We start from the raw sequence: 17,474 nt of genomic DNA on the forward strand, positions 1-17,474 counted from the left end.
CACCGTCCGCTTGCCGGACCAAAGACGGCGGCCGAACGTGACTGCACCTTCTGCGCCCCGCGACCTGCCCCCGCGCGCGGGTTGACGAAACCCATGGAGGCGACCCCCGTTGTCGGTGCCGGGCGCTTGAATGGCGCCATGAACCTCCACGACGCCGCCCGGCGGATGCCGGACACCACTGCGCTCCGTGACCACTGCCGCTCGCTGGCGGTGCTGCACGCGATCCTCGAACCGGACGCCGCCCGCCGTGCCTGCACCTTCACCGCCCCGGAGACCGGGCCGCAGACAGCTCGGCTGGTGCACCGGGACGGCCGCTGGTTGCGCGTCGACTTCTCCGAGGCCGGGGCGCTGCTGCACTGGCACCAAGAGCCGGGGCAGGGGCGGCCGAGGGTCCTTGAGGACGTCCCCAAGGCTCTGTGGCCGGTACTGGACGACGCCGGGTGCGACTGCCTGGAGGACCCGCAGTTGACGGCCGCCGCCTTCTGGCGGGAGGAGGGCGACGACACCTGGCGGGCGACGGACGACTCCGCCCCAGGGGCCGCCCCGTCCCTGCTCCGCTGCCTGACCGACCGTTCCCCCGAGCGGGCCCGCCGGTTCGCCGCGAAGAGTTACGGTACGCCGCCCGGCCTGGAGGCGGTGCGCCACCTCCTTGCCCTCCGGCCGCCGACCGACGTGCTTGTCGCCGGGCTGAACCCCACCCGTACCCTGGCCGACCTCGGGCCGGACCTGGCGTCCGCCCGCTACCCGCTGCCGACGGACCCCGCGCGCGTACGCCACCCGTCCGGACCGGCCGTCACGCCCGCCCCCCACCCGTTCTGGTCGAGCCTCGCGTCCCCCCTCGGTCCCCTCGGGAAGACCCTCCTCCCGTCGGCCAGGTCCCGGCAGGACATCGAGCTGTTCCGCCGTCGCGACGCCTCCGGGCTGATCACCACCGCGGCCTTCCGGTACCGGGCCGACCACGACCAGCAGCACTTCACCGACCTCCGCGCCAACGTCGACAGCGACATGGTGGCGATAGGCGGCGGCGCGACCGCCGTCGATTCACCGCACGGCGCACTGCTCACCGCCTCCTACCCGGCGGACGACGGCTCTGCGTGGCTGGCGTCTTCGAAGGACCACAACCTCCCCCAGCCGCACCGGCTGACCGCATTCGCCATCGGGATGAAGATCGACGGAGTCAGCCGTGAGCGGCTGGACGAGGAACTGCTGACCGTCGTCCGGACCCGGAGCGGGCACGCCGCGCACCCCTTCGTCTCCGCCCGGGTCCCGGAGAACCACACCCTGATCGGCGGGGGCTTCCGGGTCAACTGGCGGGATCCCTGGGGCGACAACGCCGAGGGCAACCTGGCCACCGCGTCCTTCCCCCGGGCCGGCGACGCCTGGACCGTGCGCTCCAAGGACCACCAGATCTCCAGCCCCTGCACCATCGACGCCTTCGCAGTCTGCCTGAAGTCCTCCTTCGTGATCGATGGAGCGGAGTACGTCGTCGATGCCTGGACAGACTTCACGGAGAGCGAGGGCGGCCCGGTGCCGCATCCCTCCTCCGCTCTGCCGGTCCCCGCGTCCGGACACGTCCTGACCGGCATCGGAGCCGAGGTGCTCCCCACCGAACCGGGCTCCCTGCTGTGGCAGTTGGAACCCACCACGGACGCCACGACCCCAGGTGTCAGGTCGGGCGCGAAGCACCACGGGGAGTGGTCACCGGCCACTCTGTGCGCGTGGGTGTTGGGCATCCGGCTGCTGCGGAGCTGACCACCGAGAGTGTCACCACGATGCTCGTCCGCCTGAAGAAACCCGCCCACCTCACCCACACCCCGCACCCCGCCGACCGGCGCAAGACCCTGATCCGCTACCGGCTGAGCCTGCGGAACCGCCGTACCGCCAGCGGCAGGAACAGCAGCGTCAGCGCCGCCGGCCACACCCCGGCCAGCAGCAGCGCGTGCTGTTCCGGCCACGACGTGCCCTGGCCCGTCGGGGCGCCGAACAGCGCTCGTGCGGCGCCCGCCGTGGAGGAGAGCGGGTTCCAGAGGGCGGCCTGGCCGAGCCAGTGGGGCATCTGTGTCGGGGAGACGTAGATGCTGGAGATCATCGTCAGCGGGAAGACGATCGCGAACAGGCCGCCCACCTGCTCGGGGCCGGGGAGCAGAAGCCCGAGCCAGACCCCTACCCAGATCAGCGCGAAGCGGAGTGCGAGGAGCAGCGCCACCGCCTTCACGAAGTTCAGGCCGAGGCCGATGTCGATGCCGAGGCCGGTGCCCAAGTGGGTGCCCGCGCCGAACTCCGGGCGCCAGCCCATGCCGTAGGCCGTGGCCATCATGATGCCCAACTCCGCGCAGGCGACGATGAGATCGGTCGCGCCGCGCCCCGCGACCACCGCCGACGGCGCCATCGGCATGGAACGGAAGCGGTCGATGACGCCCTTCTTCGCGTCGTTCACGAAGATCGTCGCCGTGGAGACGAAGCCCATGGCGACCGTCATCACGAACATGCCCGGCATCAAGAACGCCTTGTAGTCGCCGCCGCCCGGCACCCGCATCGCCTTGCCGAAGACGTACCCGTACAGCAGCACGGAAAGGATCGGGAAGCCCAACTGCCAGAGAATGCTGACCGGTTGGCGCCGGTAGTGGGTCAGGCCGCGCCGGACGACGTTCCAGCAGTCGGCGATCGTCCAGAAGACACGGCCGTGTTGGGGGCGTCTGCGGTACGTCCGTCCCGTGCCCTCGGATGCCGTCGTCACGCCGCCGCCCCCTCGGTCTCCGGCTCCGGCTCCACCTTCGGCTCCGGTTCCGGTTCTTCCTCCGTACGGCGGCCCGTCAGCCGTAGGAACACGTCGTCCAGGCTCGGGCGGCGCAGGCCGATGTCCTCGACCGGGATGCCGTAGTGCTGGAGGTAGCGGGCGACTTCGGTGAGGGAGCCCACCCGGTCGGCGACGGGCGCGTGGACGCGCAACTCCGCGATGTCCGCCTCGGGTTGACCGCCGTGGGCGACCCGGGCGACCGCCTGCAACGCGTAGGGGATGTGGGCGGGTTCGCGGACCACGACCTCGACACGGTCGCCGCCGACGCGGTTCTTCAGGCCGTCGAGGGTGTCGTCGGCGATGGCCCGGCCCTGGTCGATGACGGTGATGCGGGAGGCCAGCCGGTCGGCCTCCTCCAAGTACTGGGTGGTGAGCAGGACGGTGGTGCCGTCGGCCACCAACTCCCGTACGGCTTCCCAGACTTCGCCACGGCTGCGCGGGTCGAGGCCGGTGGTCGGTTCGTCCAGGAAGAGGACGGCCGGGGCGAGGATCATCGATGCCGCGAGGTCGAGGCGGCGGCGCATACCACCGCTGTAGCCGCCCGCGCCCTTGTCCGCGGCGGCCTCCAGGTCGAACTGGCGCAGGAGTTGGGCCGCCCTCAACTTGGCCCGCTTACGGCCGAGATGGAAGAGGCGGCCGAACATCTCCAGGTTCTGCCGGCCGGTGAGGATCTCGTCGATCGCCGCGTACTGGCCGGTGAGCCCGATCCGGGAGCGCACCTGGCGCGGCTGCCTGGCCACGTCGAGTCCGGCGACGGTCGCCGTGCCGCCGTCGAGCCGGACGAGCGTGGAGAGGATGCGTACGGCGGTGGTCTTGCCGGCGCCGTTCGGGCCGAGCAGACCGTGCACGGTGCCCTCGCGGACGGCGAGGTCGAAGCCGTCCAGGGCGCGCTTGTCGCCGTAGCGCTTCTCCAGCGCCTCGGCCTCCACGACGTACCCGTCACCACCGGACATGCCCTTCCCTCCCTCCCGTACCGAGCGTTCCAAACAATGCGAACTGCGTGCACCGTATCCGATTACGCGTACGGTGTACTCGGTTTTGGTTCCCGGACCTAGACTCTCCCCCCATGACGAGCAGGCCGGCGAACAGCGGTCAGGAATCCAGCGGCAGCGGCGACATCGGCCGCACCCTCGAACTGCTGTGGGACACCGGCCCCCGCCCCAGCCGCGGCCCGAAGCCGGGCCTGAGCGTCGACCGGATCGTGGACGCGGCCATCCGCATCGCGGACGAGGAGGGGCTCGACGCGGTCTCCATGCGGCGGGTGGCCACCGAACTGGGCACGGGCGCGATGTCGCTGTACCGGTACGTCCCGGGGAAGGCCGAACTCCTCGACCTGATGCTGGACCGGGTCCGTTTCCCGGACCGGCCCATCTCCAGCACGCCCCCCGACGGCTGGCGCGGCGCCCTGGAGACGGCCGCCCGGGACGCGCTCGCCGTCCACCGCCGGCACCCCTGGCTGCTGCGCGTCAACCAGTCCCGCCCGCTGCTCGGCCCGCGCGCCCTCGCCACCCTGGAACACCTGCTCGGCCGCATCCGCCCGATGGGCCTGACCGACCCGGAACTCGTCTCGACGGTCGTGATGATCGACGGCTATGTGGTCGGCGCCGCCCGCACCCAGGTCCACCAGGAGGAGGCGGCCCGCTCCACCGGCCTGACCGACGCGGAGTTCTACGGCGCCCAGGTCCCGGCCCTGGAGAAGGCCATGGCGACCGGCGCCTACGCGACTCTCGCGTCCCTCTCCCCCGACACCTTCACCGCCGGTTTCGACCACTTCGAGTTCGGGCTCGGCCGCATCCTGGACGGTCTTGAGGTCCTGGTCCAACAGCGGGGCGGGGACTGAGAGTTCAGCAGCGACTCGGCTACGACTCAGCTACGACGGGTCAGCCGCCGCAGTCCGATCACGGCCCCGCAGACGATCAGGACGGCGACGGCGCCCACCTTCAGGTTCTTCCCCGAGCTGCCACCGCTGTCGTCACCGCTCGCCGAACTCCCGCCCTCCGAAGGTGACTTGGAAGCGGACGTGGCACCGCCGGGCGCGTCCTCGGCCTGCACCGGGCTGTCCGTGCCCTCACTCCCGTACATCAGCTTGGTCCCGTCGGCGGAGTAGCTGACGGACTCCCCCTGTCCCTGCAAGGGCACGTCGAGGCGCCCCTTGCGCTTGATCTTCCCGCCGTTCCAGTCGTAGTAGATACCGCCGAAGTAGCCGCGTACGGCGAGCTGTTGGCCGTTGGGGGAGAAGGCGGCGTCGGTGGCCCAGAGGTCGACGGAGGCGATGGGCCTGAAGTAGTTGGTGCCGGAGGAGGAGAGCGTGGCCGGGCCTTCGAAGAGATGCCCGCCGTCCTCCTTCTTGTCGATGATGTAGACGCGCCCGGTCTTGGGGTGCACGACCAGCGACTCGGCGTTGCGCGCCCCGTCCGAGTACTTCACGACGTACTGCTTGGCCCGGATCGTCTGGTCCTTGAGCACCTTCGGCTCGGGCAGCTTGTAGATCCAGACGTAGGGCCAGGTCCCGTCGAGGTTGTCGCCGATGTCGCCGACGTAGATCTGGTTGTCCGGTCCGATGGAGATGGCCTCGACGTCACGCGGCTTGCCGACACCGCTGAAGGTGACGGTCGCGACGGTCTTGCCGGTGCTGCTGTCGACGGCGTAGATGTACGGGCCGTCGTTGCTGTCGTTGTGCGTCCAGTAGATGCCCGGGTGGAGGTGGGAGGCGGCGAGGCCGCTGGACTCGGTGATCCGGGAGTCCGTGATCGTGAACCCCTTGTCGCCCTTGCCACCCTCGTCGGCGACGGCCGGTGCTGCTGCGGTTGCGGGCAGGGCGAGCGCGCCGACGAGAAAGCCGGCGCCGAGGAACGCGAGGAAGCGACGCATGCCCCAAGCCTGCCATCGTGGCAGGCCTCACACCCCACCGGCTCCGGCGATCGGCCACTGATCGTCCATCATGAGCGGATGCTCAGGTTCATGCCCGTAGGCGACTCCATGACGATCGGGAGCGCGGGCGAACACACATGGCGCTACCGGATCTGGCAGCACCTGCGCGCGACCTACGGCGGCCCGTTCGCCGTGGTCGGCCCGCGCGAGACGCTGTACGACAAGGCGACGGACACGCCCACGTCGTACGAGTACGCCGACCCCGACTTCCCGCACTTCCACCTCGCCGGGTGGGGCGAGGGCTGGCTGCACATGGCCCCGCTGATCGGCGGGGCGGTGCGCGCGCACCGGGCGGACGTGCTGCTGGTCTCCCTCGGCCTGATCGACCTGGGCTTCTACACGAACGCGGCCCAGACGGCCGACAACCTGCGCGCCTTCGTGGCCCAGGCCCGCGCCGCGAAACCCTCCATCCGCATGGTCTTCCTGCCCGTCATCCCGAACGTCCGCGCCCAGACGGACGCCCCCTTCGCCGCCGAGGTCGCCCTCTTCAACGAACTCCAGGCGAAGGCGGTCGCCGACCTGGACGACCCGCGCTCCCCGATCCTCCTGGCCTCCCTCCCGGAGTCGTACGACGTCAACCACGACACGTACGACGGCACCCACCCGAACGCGTCCGGCGAGCACCGGATCGCGGGGGCGTTCGCGGGGGCGATGCATCAGGCCTGGGGGGTGGGCGGGGAGTACGTGGAGTACGGGGAGTACGGCGGCTCGGAACCGGTGGCCGACGCGGGGCCCTTCCATCGGTCCTCGCGTCGGCCCTCCCGGAGGCACAGGTAGGCCGGCCGACACCTACCGATCCCGATACCGGGCGATCCAGTCGTCGGTGAGGTGGTCGATGGCTTGATCGGCGCGTATCGCGGTCACCGTGCGCGTCGTTGAACCGTGCGGCTGCGCCTGAACGAAACGATGGGCAGCCGGGGAGGAGCGCCACGATGACCGGCCTTGATGCCCTGTTCGAGCGCCTTGAGGGCATGCCCGTCCCCGAGGGCTACAAGGTCGAGATCGTCGAGGGGACCGTCGCCATGTCACCGCAGGAGGACACCCACTGGGAGATCATCCTGGACATCGTCGAGCAGCTACGGACCAAGTACCCCCGAAAGCGCGTGAAGTCCGACGTCCGTATCGACTACCCGGGTCACCTCAACGGATTCGCGACCGATGTGACGGTGATGACCGAGGACGCCGCGAAGACGGAGGAGGGGCTCTGGCGCTACCAGGACGTCGAGTTCGTCGCCGAGGTCATCTCCAAGGGCACCGCCGCCAACGACTACGGCCCGAAGAAGGCCGCGTACGCCGAGGCCGAGGTCCCTGTGTATCTGATCGCCGACCCGTATCAGGGCCGCTGCCACGTCTACTCCCGCCCCAAGGGCGACGACTACGCGACCGAGACCAAACTCCCCTTCGGGGACGATCTCGACCTCACCGGCACCGTGGTCGGCCTCACCCTCAAGACAGACGGCTTCCCCCGCGACTGACCCCCCTTGCATAGAGCGCGCTCGAAGCCGTTGGCTAAGTACTCATGAAGTACACGCAGCTCGGACGCACAGGTCTCAAGGTCAGCCGACTCGTCCTCGGGACGATGAACTTCGGTCCGCAGACCGACGAGGCCGACAGTCACGCGATCATGGACGCGGCGCTGGACGCCGGTATCAACCTCTTCGACACCGCCAACGTGTATGGGTGGGGTGACAACAAGGGGCGGACCGAGGAGATCATCGGCAACTGGTTCGCCAAGAGCCCCGACCACCGCGACAAGGTCGTCCTCGCCACCAAGGTCTACGGCAACATGGCCGCCGACGGCGACGCCTGGCCCAACCACGACAAGCTGTCCGCCCTGAACATCCGGCGGGCCGTCGACGCCAGCCTCAAGCGGCTGCAGACGGACTACATCGACGTCTACCAGTTCCACCACATCGACCGCGCCACCCCCTTCGAGGAGATCTGGCAGGCGATCGACACCCTGATCCAGCAGGGCAAGATCCTCTACGTCGGTTCCTCGAACTTCCCCGGTTACAAGATCGCCCAGGCCAACGAGATCGCCGCGCGCCGTGGCGGCACCATCGGGCTCGTCAGCGAGCAGTGCCTCTACAACCTCGCCGAGCGCCGCGCCGAGATGGAGGTCATCCCGGCCGCGCAGGACTACGGCCTCGGGGTCATCCCCTGGTCGCCGCTCCAGGGCGGACTCCTCGGCGGAGTCATCAGGAAGGAGATCTCGGGCGGGCGCCGGGCGAGCGGCCGGGCCGCGGACACCCTCGCCAACCCGACCTCACGCGCCCAGATCCAGGCCTACGAGGACCTCCTCGACAAGCACGGCATCGAGCCCGGAGAAGCCGCCCTGGCCTGGCTGCTGACCCGCCCCGGCGTCACCGGCCCGATCGTCGGCCCGCGCACCGCCGGGCAACTGGAGTCCGCGCTGCGCGCCGTGGAACTGGAACTGACCGAGGAACTCCTCACCTCGCTGGACGAGATCTTCCCGGGTCCTGGCCCGTCCCCCGAGGCCTTCGCCTGGTAGACGACGTAAGGGCAAGCACCCCTGTTTTCAGGGGCGCGGGGAACTGCGCGACCAGCCACATCCGGCCCGCAGCCGAAATTCGATCCGCAGTTCCCCCACCCTCACTTACCAAGCGCCGCGGCAAGCCCAACGACAACGAACAACAGCACAAGCACACCGGCCATGATCCGGTTCCGGGTTTTCGGGTCCACGTACCCGAGCCTAACCGCCCGCTCCCAGCCTCCAGCGGGCGACCGCCTCATACCGCGGCTGTTCACCCGGAACCCCCGACCTCGGCAGGTTGCTGCGGACGAGCACCAGTTCGTCCACCGTCCACGCCCGCCCCGCGAACCCGTCGAGCCGGTCGAGATACGGCCGTACGTCCAGCGCGTCCCGGCCGCGGGCCAGGGTCAGATGGGCGCGGTAACGCCGGTGCTGCCCCACCGCCGCCTCCTCGCACCGCTCCGCCAGCAGGCGCAACGCGGCGAGATCCCCGGCCGCCCCCGCCCACAGCGCCCGCCCCTCCCCGAACTGCCCGCCCCCGCGCACCGCCAGCCCGAACGGTTCGCTCCGGCGCGCGGTCCGCTCCAGGGCGGCCGACAGTTCCGGTACGGCGTCCTCGTCGACCTCGCCGTAGAACGCGAGGGTGAAGTGCCAACCCAGGCGGCCGGTCCAGCGGAGGGTGTCCGCGGTCGGGAGCGTCCTCAACTCGGCTACCGCTGCGGCGAGTTCGGCGGCGATGTCCTCCGGGGGCAGCACGGCGGCGAAGAGTCTCATGAGCCCCAGCCTGCCACCGTCCGCGCTGCCACTATGAGGGCATGACCATCAGCATCAGGGACGGCGGCCCCGACGACATTCCCGCGATACTCGGCATGCTGGACAGCGCCGTGGCGTGGCTCGTCGCGCAGGGGCGGACCGGGCAGTGGGGCAGTACGTCGTGGTCGGAGAACCCGAAGGCCGTGGCGATGGTGGAGCGGTATGCGGCGACCGGCACCCCGTACATCGCCGAGATCGACGGTGTGCCGGTCGGCACGCTCACCCTCACCGACTCACCGGGGTCGTACGTCGAAGCCGTCGACGAGCCCGAGCGGTATGTCCATCTCCTCGCCTCCGACCGCCGGTTCAAGGGGTACGGCGTCGGCAGCGCGCTGCTCGCGCACGCGGCGGAGGCGACCCGGGAGGCGGGTATCTCGCTGCTGCGGGTGGACTGTTACGCGGGGGACGACCGCAGGCTCGTCGCCTACTACGAGGCCAACGGGTTCACCGCGACGGAGGCCTTCGTCGTCGGGGAGGACAACTGGCCGGGGCAGGTGCTGGCCCGGAGGGTGTAGCACGCACGCCCCCGGGCCAGGACATTTACACCATCGTCGCCAACTGCTCCCGCCGGCGCGGGACGAAGGCCACGCTCGGGTGGCCGTGGTTCCAGTCGAACGACAGGCGCAGATCGCCGATGCGGGCCAGGATCACGCCGATCGTGGCCGCGGCGACGGCCGCGATGGCACCGCCGAGGGCGAAGCTCACCCGGGGGCCGTAGGCGTCGGTAATCCAGCCGACGATCGGTGCGCCCAGGGGCGTACCGCCCATGAAGACCATCATGAACAGGGCCATGACCCGGCCGCGCATGGCCGGGTCGGTGCCCATCTGGACGGCGGTGTTGGCCGTGACGTTGACCGTCAGTCCCGCGATGCCTATCGGGACCATGAGCAGGGCGAACAGCCAGTAGGAGGGGGCCACCGCCGCCACGATCTCCAGCAGGCCGAAGGCCGCCGCCGCCGCGATCAGGACGCGGCGGCGGGTGGTGCCGCGGCGGGCGGCGAGCAGGGCGCCGATCAGGGAGCCGACCGCCATCAGGGTGTTGAAGAGGCTGTAGGCACCGGCGCCCGCGTGGAAGATGTCGTCCGCGTAGGCCGACAGCCACACCGGGAAGTTGAAGCCGAACGTGCCGATGAAGCCGACGAGGACGATCGGCCAGATCAGGTCGGGGCGGCCGGCGACGTAGTGCAGGCCTTCGCGGAGCTGGCCCTTGCCGCGCGGGGCGCGCTGGACGGAGTGCAGGTCGCGGTTGCGCATGAGGAGCAGGCTCGCCAGGGGCGCCACGAACGACAGGCCGTTGAAGAGGAACGCCCAGCCGGTGCCGACGCCGGTGATCAGGACGCCCGCGACGGCGGGGCCGACCAGGCGGGCGGACTGGAAGTTCGCCGAGTTGAGGCTGACCGCGTTCTGCAGCTGCTCGGGGCCGACCATCTCGGAGACGAAGGACTGGCGGGCCGGGTTGTCGACCACCGTGGCGAGGCCGACGGCGAAGGCGGCGACGTAGACGTGCCAGACCTGGACGTGGCCGGAGAGGGTCAGGAACGCGAGCACCAGGCCGGTCAGGGCCATCGCGGACTGGGTGACGAGGAGGGTGGGGCGCTTGGGCAGCCGGTCGACGAGGACACCGCCGTAGAGCCCGAAGAGGAGCATCGGCAGGAACTGGAGGGCGGTCGTGATGCCCACGGCGGCGGAGGAGCCGGTGAGGCTGAGGACCAGCCAGTCCTGGGCGATGCGCTGCATCCAGGTGCCGGTGTTGGAGACGACCTGGCCGATGAAGAACAGGCGGTAGTTCCGGATCCTCAGCGAGCTGAACATCGAGGACTTGCCGGGAGCATCAGGTGCGGGCGGGGAGTCGGGGGTGGCTGGCGCGGGTGCGGAGTCTGCTCCGGTTCCCGAACTCAAAAGGTCGCCTCCTACATAGACAGCTTTACAGGTGTGCGAGTTTCTCCAGCACGGGGGCGGCGGCGACGATCTTCGCCCACTCGTCCTCGTCGAGGCCGTCGACCAGGCCGGCCAGGAACGCGTTGCGCTTGCGGCGGCTCTCTTCGAGCATCGCCTCGGCCTGGGGGGTCTTGGTGACGACCTTCTGGCGCCGGTCCTCGGGGTGCGGCTCCAGCTGCACCAGTCCCTTGGCTTCGAGCAGCGCGACGATGCGGGTCATCGAGGGCGGCTGCACATGCTCCTTGCGAGCGAGCTCGCCAGGGGTCGCGCTGCCGCAGTTGGACAGGGTGCCCAGCACCGACATCTCGGTGGGGCTCAGTGACTCGTCGACCCGCTGGTGCTTGAGTCGACGGGACAACCGCATCACGGCTGACCGCAGGGAGTTCACAGCGGCAGCGTCGTCGCCATGGGTAAGGTCCGGCATGTTCTTTAGCGTAACTCATTACTCTCGCTAAAGACCAACTGGGACCGACGCGACACGCCGGGATGCCCGTGACCCTGGCCACTGAACCCTTCCGTCACCCATATGAGTGATACCGGCGCGGAACGTCACCCACCGCCCGGAACCGCCCCGGACCCTCGTCTGTATGGGGACCAGCGTGCTCAGCCTGCGGATAGACGGGGAGCTGCTCGAACGGCTCCGACACCATGCGGCGAAAAGGGGAATGAGCGTCCAGGACTATGTGGTCCAGACGCTCATCCGGGACGACTTCGACGAGCGGTTCCAGACCGCCGTCGAGGAGACGGAGAAGTTCTACGGGGTCACGTGACCCACCGGGTTACGTCAGACCCAGGGCCGGCATCAGGTAGTAGAAGCCGAACACGGCCGCCACGACGTACATCGGCACCGGGACCTCCCGGCCCCGGCCCGCCACCAGGCGCAGCACCACGAAGGTGATGAAGCCCATGCCGATGCCGTTGGTGATCGAGTAGGTGAACGGCATCATCACCATCGTGATGAAGGCCGGGATGGCGATCGTGTAGTCCGCCCAGTCGATCTCCTTGACGGAGCCCGCCAGGATCAGGAAGCCCACCGCGAGCAGGGCCGGGGTGGCCGCCTGGGAGGGGACCATCGTGGCGATGGGCGTGAGGAACAGTGCTACGGCGAAGAGGGCACCCGTGACGACGTTCGCGAAGCCGGTGCGGGCGCCCTCGCCGACGCCGGCCGTGGACTCCACGAAGCAGGTGGTCGCCGACGAGGAGCTGGCACCGCCGGCCGCGACCGCGATGCCGTCGACGAAGAGGACCTTGTTGATGCCGGGCATGTTGCCCTGGGCGTCGGTCAGTTGGGCCTCGTCGCTGATGCCCATGATCGTGCCCATCGCGTCGAAGAAGCACGACAGCAGGACCGTGAAGACGAACAGGACGCCGGTCAGCACGCCGACCTTGGAGAAGCCGCCGAACAGGCTGAACTTGCCGATCAGGCCGAAGTCGGGGGTGGCGACCGGGTTTCCGGGCCACTTCGGGGTGGTCAGGCCCCAGGAGGGGATCGTCGCGACCGCGTTCACGATCACCGCGAGGACGGTCATCGTGACGATCGAGATCAGGATCGCGCCGGACACCTTGCGGACGATCAGCCCGAGCGTGAACAGTACGCCGAGGATGAAGACGAGCACCGGCCAGCCGTTGAGGTGACCGTCGGCGCCGAGCTGGAGCGGGACGGTGGTCTGGGCGGCGTCCGGGATGCGGGTGATGAACCCGGAGTCCACGAGCCCGATCAGCATGATGAACAGGCCGATACCGATGGAGATGGCCTTGCGCAGGCCGTAGGGCACCGCGTTCATCACGCGCTCGCGCAGCCCGGTGGCGACCAGCAGCATCACGACCAGGCCGGCCAGCACGACCATCCCCATCGCGTCCGGCCACGACATGCGGGGCGCGAGCTGGAGGGCGACGACGGAGTTCACGCCGAGTCCGGCGGCGAGCGCGATCGGTACGTTGCCGATGACACCCATGAGGAGGGTGGTGAAGGCGGCGGTGACAGCGGTGGCGGTGACCAGCTGGCCGTTGTCGAGGTGGTGCCCGTACATGTCCTTCGCGCTGCCGAGGATGATCGGGTTCAGCACGATGATGTACGCCATCGCGAAGAAGGTGGCGAACCCGCCCCGGATCTCGCGGGGGAGGCTGCTGCCCCGTTCGGAGATCTTGAAGTAGCGGTCGAGGGCGGTCTGCATTGGATGTTCCTACGAGCAGAAGTGGACAGACGGAAACCGTTTCAGTATGAACATATGAAGACGTCAGGCGCTATCTCCGCGCGTAGACCCGAGAGTGTTGCGCCGCCTCGTAAGCTGTGGGCATGGCGAAGTGGACACCGACACACGAGGCACCGGAGCCCCTGGAGGGCCCGATCGTCCCGACCATCATCGGCGGCACGATCCTCTGGTTCGTCCTCTTCCTGGTACAGCTCCCCTTCTACGGCTGGTTCGACGACCACGGCCATCTGTGGTGGCTGTGGACCTGCCTGGCCGGGGCCGGGCTGGGGCTGATCGGCATCTGGTACGTCCGGGGGCGCGACGCGGCCCTCAAGCGACTGGCGGCCGAGGCGGCGGCGGAGGCTCCCTCCCCTGCTGCGGAGTGAGGAGTTCCTCCTACACCCCAGGCATCACCCGGGCCCGCCCTCCGTCCTCCGCTGGTCGGATCTTCCGGGCACTCGGCGGGTGAAGCCTTAAATCCGCACGTACCGTCGACTGCATGACGCACACCGACGCGGGCGCCGAACTCGATCCTGTGCATCCCGTGCCCATTCCACCCGCACGGGCCCATGGACTCAGCACCGCCGAGGTCGCCGAGCGGGTGGCGCGCGGGGAGGTCAACGACGTCCCGGTGCGCAGCAGCCGGTCCCTCGGCGAGATCGTGCGGGCCAACGTCTTCACCCGGTTCAACGCGATCATCGGTGTGCTCTGGCTGATCATGCTGTTCGTCGCGCCGCTGCAGGACAGCCTGTTCGGGTACGTGATCCTCGCCAACACCGGGATCGGGATCATCCAGGAGTGGCGGGCGAAGCAGACCCTCGACTCCCTGGCGGTGATCGGCGAGGCGAAGCCGACCGTGCGGCGGGACGGGGCCGCCGTCGAGGTCAGCACGTCCGGGATCGTGCTCGGGGATCTCATCGAGATCGGGCCCGGGGACAAGGTCGTGGTCGACGGGGAGTGCGTCGAGGCCGACGGCCTGGAAATCGACGAGTCGCTGCTCACCGGTGAGGCCGACCCCGTCGTCAAGCGGCCGGGGGACGCGGTCATGTCCGGGAGTTTCGTGGTCGCCGGCGGTGGCGCGTTCGAGGCGACGAAGGTGGGGCGCGAGGCATACGCCGCCCAACTCGCCGAAGAGGCCTCGCGGTTCACGCTCGTCCACTCCGAGCTGCGCACCGGTATCTCCACGATCCTCAAGTACGTGACGTGGATGATGATCCCGACCGCGATCGGCCTGGTCATCAGCCAACTCGTCGTCAAACAGCACGGGTTCAAGGACTCCATCGCCCGGACGGTCGGCGGGATCGTCCCGATGGTCCCCGAGGGGCTCGTCCTCCTCACCTCCGTGGCCTTCGCGATCGGGGTCATCCGGCTTGGCCGGAAACAGTGCCTCGTGCAGGAGCTGCCGGCCATCGAAGGGCTCGCCCGCGTCGACACGGTCTGCCTCGACAAGACGGGGACGCTGACCGAGGGCGGGATGGACGTCACCGAACTGCGTCCGCTCGGCGGGGCCGACGAGACGTACGTACGCAAAGTTCTGGGCGCATTGGGCGAGTCCGATCCGCGGCCGAACGCGTCGCTGCAGGCGATCATCACCGCCTATCCGGACAGCGAGGAGTGGCGGTGCGTGGAGTCGCTGCCGTTCTCTTCGGCGCGGAAGTACAGCGGGGCGTCGTTCAGCGAGGGGAACGGGGAGTCGAGTACGTGGTTGCTCGGCGCCCCCGATGTGCTGCTGGGGGCGGACGATCCCGCCCTCGCCGAGACCGGGCGGCTCAACGAACAAGGGCTACGGGTGCTCTTGCTGGCGCGGGTCTCGGGTGAGCTGGATGATCCCGGGGTCGTGCGGGAGGCCTCGGCGACGGCGCTGGTGGTGTTGGAGCAGCGGTTGCGGCCCGATGCGGCGGAGACGTTGGCCTACTTCGCCGAGCAGCATGTGCAGGCGAAGGTCATCTCCGGGGACAACGCGGTGTCCGTGGGCGCGGTGGCCGGGAAGCTGGGGCTCAGTGGGCAGGTTGTCGACGCCCGCCAACTGCCCGCCGATCAGGAGGAGATGGCCAAATCCCTTGATGAGGGGACGGTGTTCGGGCGGGTTACTCCGCAGCAGAAGCGGGACATGGTGGGGGCGTTGCAGTCCCGCGGGCACACGGTTGCGATGACCGGGGACGGTGTCAACGACGTACTCGCCCTGAAAGACGCCGACATCGGGGTGTCGATGGGGTCGGGGTCCGAGGCGACCCGGGCCGTCGCGCAGATCGTGCTGCTCAACAACAGCTTCGCGACGCTGCCTTCGGTGGTCGCGGAGGGGCGGCGGGTCATCGGGAACATCACGCGGGTGGCGACGCTGTTTCTGGTGAAGACCGTGTACTCGGTGCTGCTGGCTGTGCTGGTGGTGTGCTGGCGGGTTGAATATCCGTTCCTGCCGCGGCACTTGACGCTGCTGTCGACCCTGACGATCGGCGTTCCCGCGTTCTTCCTGGCCCTCGCGCCCAACACGGAGCGTGCGCAACCCCACTTCGTGCGGCGGGTGATGCGGTACTCGATCCCGGGCGGGGTGATCGCCGGGGCGGCGACCTTCGTGACGTATCTGATCGCTCGTCACTACTACACGGGGAAGGGGTCGTTGGGGGCGGAGACCAGTGCGGCGACCCTGACGTTGTTCCTGATCTCGATGTGGGTGCTGGCGATCATCGCCCGGCCGTACACGTGGTGGCGGGTCACGCTGGTGGCGTCGATGGGGGCGGCGTTCGTGGTGGTGCTGATCGTGCCGTGGCTTCAGCACTTCTTCGCGTTGAAGCTGGTGGGGGTGACCATGCCGTGGGTTGCGGTGGGGATTTCGGGGGTGGCGGGGGTTTTGCTGGAGGTCGTGTGGCGAGTGGTCGATCGGCGGGGGTCGGCTTAGAAGGCGGCGACCGCGCCCTTGAAACAGGGGCGCGGTCGCTGTTGTTTAGGGGCGCGGGGAACTGCGCGACCAGCCCCCACGCACCCGCAGCCGAACGACGACCCGCTGCTACTTCACGTCGACGAAGTCACCCGTGGCGTTGACCGCCGACGTGGTCGACGTGCCCGCGAAGCTGTAGCGGAAGTAGCCGTCGACCGTTGCCGTGACGGTGGTCTTCAGAGTGCCCGTGGAGCTGGTCTTGATGGTCTTGACCGTGGTGTAGGTGCTGGAGCCGTTCTTGCGGAACTGGAGCTTCACCGACTGGCTCGCGTAGCCCGCGTTCTTGTGGGTCTCCCAGTTGGCGCGGGACAGCTTGCCCGTGACCGTGATGGTCTTGCCCTTCTTCACCGGCTCCGGGGTGGCGTCGGCGGTCAGCTGGGCGGCGCGGCGGACCGCGACGGTGCCCAGGTCGCCCTGGGTCTTCTTGGTGCCGTTGGCGGTGATGGCGAGGCCGCCGGCCTTCCAGGTGACGGCCTCGGCGTTCGCCAGGTCGTCGTCGGCCGGGCGGATGTTGATGGTGGCCTTGCAGTTCAGGACGGTCGTCGAGGCCTTGGTGCAGGTGCCCGGGTCGTCGCTGATGATCTCGTTGGCCGGGCTGCTCACGGAGGTGCCGCGGTAGATCAACGGGCCGCTCGCGAAGTTGTCGGCGCTGACGTCGAGGCTCGCGGCGTGGGTCACGGTGTACGTGACCGGGACGGCGACCTTCGCGCTCGCACCGACGACGATGGCCTTGCCGTTGTTCACCTTGAACTTGGAGAAGGTGACGTTGAGCGTGGCGGCGGACGTGGTGCCGGCGGCCTGTGCGGCCGGTACGGCGAAGGCGGAGAGAACCAGGGCGCCGGAGACGGCGGCCACGGTGGCGCGTATGCGCATGCGTGTTCCCCAAATGGAGAAAGGGGGCCCGGCGCGGTGGTCGTTCCGTACGGCTCGTCGTCGGCGCCGGGGCCCAAGTGATGGCGGAGCCTGTTGGCTCACAAGATCTGATCCGTGACGGGTGTGGCTGGTTGTACGGCGGATCGAGACTTTGTACGGGTATTACGAACCCGTGGTGAAGTGCGGAGACTCCGCCATCGTCGCGCGGGGTTACTTCACGTCGATGAAGTCACCGGCGGCGTTGACGGCCGGGGTGGTCGAGGTGCCCGCGAAGCTGTAGCGGAAGTAGCCGTCGACGGTCGCCTTGACGGTGGTCGACAGGGCGCCGGTCGAGCTGGTCTTGATGGTCTTGACGGTGGTGTAGGTGCTGGAGCCCTTCTTGCGGAACTGGAGCTTCACCGACTGGCTCGCGTAGCCCGCGTTCTTGTGGGTCTCCCAGTTGGCGCGGGACAGCTTGCCCGTGACCGTGATGGTCTTGCCCTTCTTCACCGGCTCCGGGGC

The 17,474-nt window shown here is 69.2% G+C and carries 17 protein-coding genes and 1 pseudogene; 9 read left to right on the plus strand and 9 right to left on the minus strand.

The genetic code is table 11. The features are described from left to right. Nucleotides 1–138 precede the first annotated feature (138 nt). Nucleotides 139–1,752 carry a hypothetical protein gene (locus OC490_RS47350; protein WP_262064257.1) on the plus strand — a complete coding sequence of 538 codons (1,614 nt, stop codon included), beginning with the start codon at nt 139–141 and terminating at the stop codon, nt 1,750–1,752. A 97-nt stretch (nt 1,753–1,849) separates the two neighbouring features. On the opposite strand, the gene OC490_RS47355 is transcribed toward OC490_RS47350, so the two are convergent. After that, nucleotides 1,850–2,737 carry an ABC transporter permease gene (locus OC490_RS47355; protein ID WP_262064258.1) on the minus strand — a complete coding sequence of 296 codons (888 nt, stop codon included), beginning with the start codon at nt 2,735–2,737 and terminating at the stop codon, nt 1,850–1,852. Beyond that, the gene (locus OC490_RS47360; protein ID WP_262064259.1) at nt 2,734–3,750 is read right to left on the minus strand and encodes an ATP-binding cassette domain-containing protein; all 1,017 of its coding nucleotides are present in this window, start codon (nt 3,748–3,750) and stop codon (nt 2,734–2,736) included. Before OC490_RS47360 ends, OC490_RS47355 begins: the two co-directional genes overlap by 4 nt. Before the next feature lie 113 nt (nt 3,751–3,863). Between OC490_RS47360 and OC490_RS47365 the strand changes: the two genes are divergently transcribed. Beyond that, nucleotides 3,864–4,637: a TetR/AcrR family transcriptional regulator gene (locus tag OC490_RS47365; protein ID WP_262064260.1), complete on the plus strand. Its 774-nt coding sequence runs from the start codon at nt 3,864–3,866 to the stop codon at nt 4,635–4,637. A 26-nt stretch (nt 4,638–4,663) separates the two neighbouring features. Here the strand turns inward: OC490_RS47365 and OC490_RS47370 are convergent, their stop codons facing one another. Next, the gene (locus OC490_RS47370) at nt 4,664–5,668 is read right to left on the minus strand and encodes a WD40 repeat domain-containing protein (RefSeq protein ID WP_262064261.1); all 1,005 of its coding nucleotides are present in this window, start codon (nt 5,666–5,668) and stop codon (nt 4,664–4,666) included. Between the two features lie 78 nt (nt 5,669–5,746). Between OC490_RS47370 and OC490_RS47375 the strand changes: the two genes are divergently transcribed. The 3 genes from OC490_RS47375 to OC490_RS47385 all read left to right on the plus strand — a co-directional run bounded on the left by OC490_RS47375 (nt 5,747) and on the right by OC490_RS47385 (nt 8,240). Beyond that, a complete protein-coding gene (locus OC490_RS47375; RefSeq protein WP_262064262.1) occupies nt 5,747–6,505 on the plus strand; it encodes an SGNH/GDSL hydrolase family protein in 759 nt (252 codons plus the stop codon). 155 nt (nt 6,506–6,660) lie between these two features. Further along, nucleotides 6,661–7,203, plus strand: coding sequence for a Uma2 family endonuclease (locus OC490_RS47380; RefSeq protein WP_262064263.1), 543 nt, complete (start codon nt 6,661–6,663; stop codon nt 7,201–7,203). A 44-nt stretch (nt 7,204–7,247) separates the two neighbouring features. Further along, entirely contained in the window at nt 7,248–8,240 is a 993-nt protein-coding gene (locus OC490_RS47385; protein ID WP_262064264.1) for an aldo/keto reductase, read from the plus strand. 201 nt (nt 8,241–8,441) lie between these two features. Here OC490_RS47385 and thpR read toward each other — a convergent pair whose 3' ends face one another. Then, nucleotides 8,442–8,996, minus strand: a complete 555-nt coding sequence (gene thpR / locus OC490_RS47390; protein ID WP_262064265.1) for an RNA 2',3'-cyclic phosphodiesterase — start codon at nt 8,994–8,996, stop codon at nt 8,442–8,444. A gap of 41 nt (nt 8,997–9,037) precedes the next feature. On the opposite strand from thpR, the gene OC490_RS47395 reads away from it, so the two are divergent. Next, nucleotides 9,038–9,550: a GNAT family N-acetyltransferase gene (locus OC490_RS47395; protein WP_262064266.1), complete on the plus strand. Its 513-nt coding sequence runs from the start codon at nt 9,038–9,040 to the stop codon at nt 9,548–9,550. Nucleotides 9,551–9,575: 25 nt separating this feature from the next. On the opposite strand, the gene OC490_RS47400 is transcribed toward OC490_RS47395, so the two are convergent. Both OC490_RS47400 and OC490_RS47405 read right to left on the minus strand, forming a co-directional pair. Next, nucleotides 9,576–10,847 carry an MFS transporter gene (locus OC490_RS47400; protein WP_262064282.1) on the minus strand — a complete coding sequence of 424 codons (1,272 nt, stop codon included), beginning with the start codon at nt 10,845–10,847 and terminating at the stop codon, nt 9,576–9,578. Between the two features lie 112 nt (nt 10,848–10,959). Beyond that, nucleotides 10,960–11,397 (minus strand): MarR family winged helix-turn-helix transcriptional regulator, encoded by a 438-nt coding sequence (locus OC490_RS47405; RefSeq protein WP_019072529.1) that lies wholly within the window; start codon nt 11,395–11,397, stop codon nt 10,960–10,962. 163 nt (nt 11,398–11,560) lie between these two features. Here OC490_RS47405 and OC490_RS47410 point away from each other — a divergent pair, with 163 nt between their 5' ends. Further along, complete coding sequence (locus OC490_RS47410; RefSeq protein ID WP_262064267.1) at nt 11,561–11,743, plus strand: BrnA antitoxin family protein; 183 nt, start codon at nt 11,561–11,563, stop codon at nt 11,741–11,743. A 9-nt stretch (nt 11,744–11,752) separates the two neighbouring features. Here OC490_RS47410 and OC490_RS47415 read toward each other — a convergent pair whose 3' ends face one another. Continuing rightward, nucleotides 11,753–13,147 carry an NCS2 family permease gene (locus OC490_RS47415; protein WP_262064268.1) on the minus strand — a complete coding sequence of 465 codons (1,395 nt, stop codon included), beginning with the start codon at nt 13,145–13,147 and terminating at the stop codon, nt 11,753–11,755. A gap of 122 nt (nt 13,148–13,269) precedes the next feature. Here OC490_RS47415 and OC490_RS47420 point away from each other — a divergent pair, with 122 nt between their 5' ends. Further along, nucleotides 13,270–13,551 carry a DUF2530 domain-containing protein gene (locus tag OC490_RS47420; RefSeq protein WP_262064269.1) on the plus strand — a complete coding sequence of 94 codons (282 nt, stop codon included), beginning with the start codon at nt 13,270–13,272 and terminating at the stop codon, nt 13,549–13,551. A gap of 113 nt (nt 13,552–13,664) precedes the next feature. Further along, complete coding sequence (locus tag OC490_RS47425) at nt 13,665–16,061, plus strand: cation-translocating P-type ATPase (protein WP_262064270.1); 2,397 nt, start codon at nt 13,665–13,667, stop codon at nt 16,059–16,061. 108 nt (nt 16,062–16,169) lie between these two features. Here OC490_RS47425 and OC490_RS47430 read toward each other — a convergent pair whose 3' ends face one another. After that, the gene (locus OC490_RS47430; RefSeq protein WP_262064271.1) at nt 16,170–16,973 is read right to left on the minus strand and encodes a hypothetical protein; all 804 of its coding nucleotides are present in this window, start codon (nt 16,971–16,973) and stop codon (nt 16,170–16,172) included. 210 nt (nt 16,974–17,183) lie between these two features. Next, nucleotides 17,184–17,474: pseudogene (locus OC490_RS47435) on the minus strand (hypothetical protein); the annotation flags it as partial.

It is taken from the genome of Streptomyces sp. STR69, assembly GCF_024519455.1.
Classification (GTDB): Bacteria; Actinomycetota; Actinomycetes; order Streptomycetales; family Streptomycetaceae; genus Streptomyces.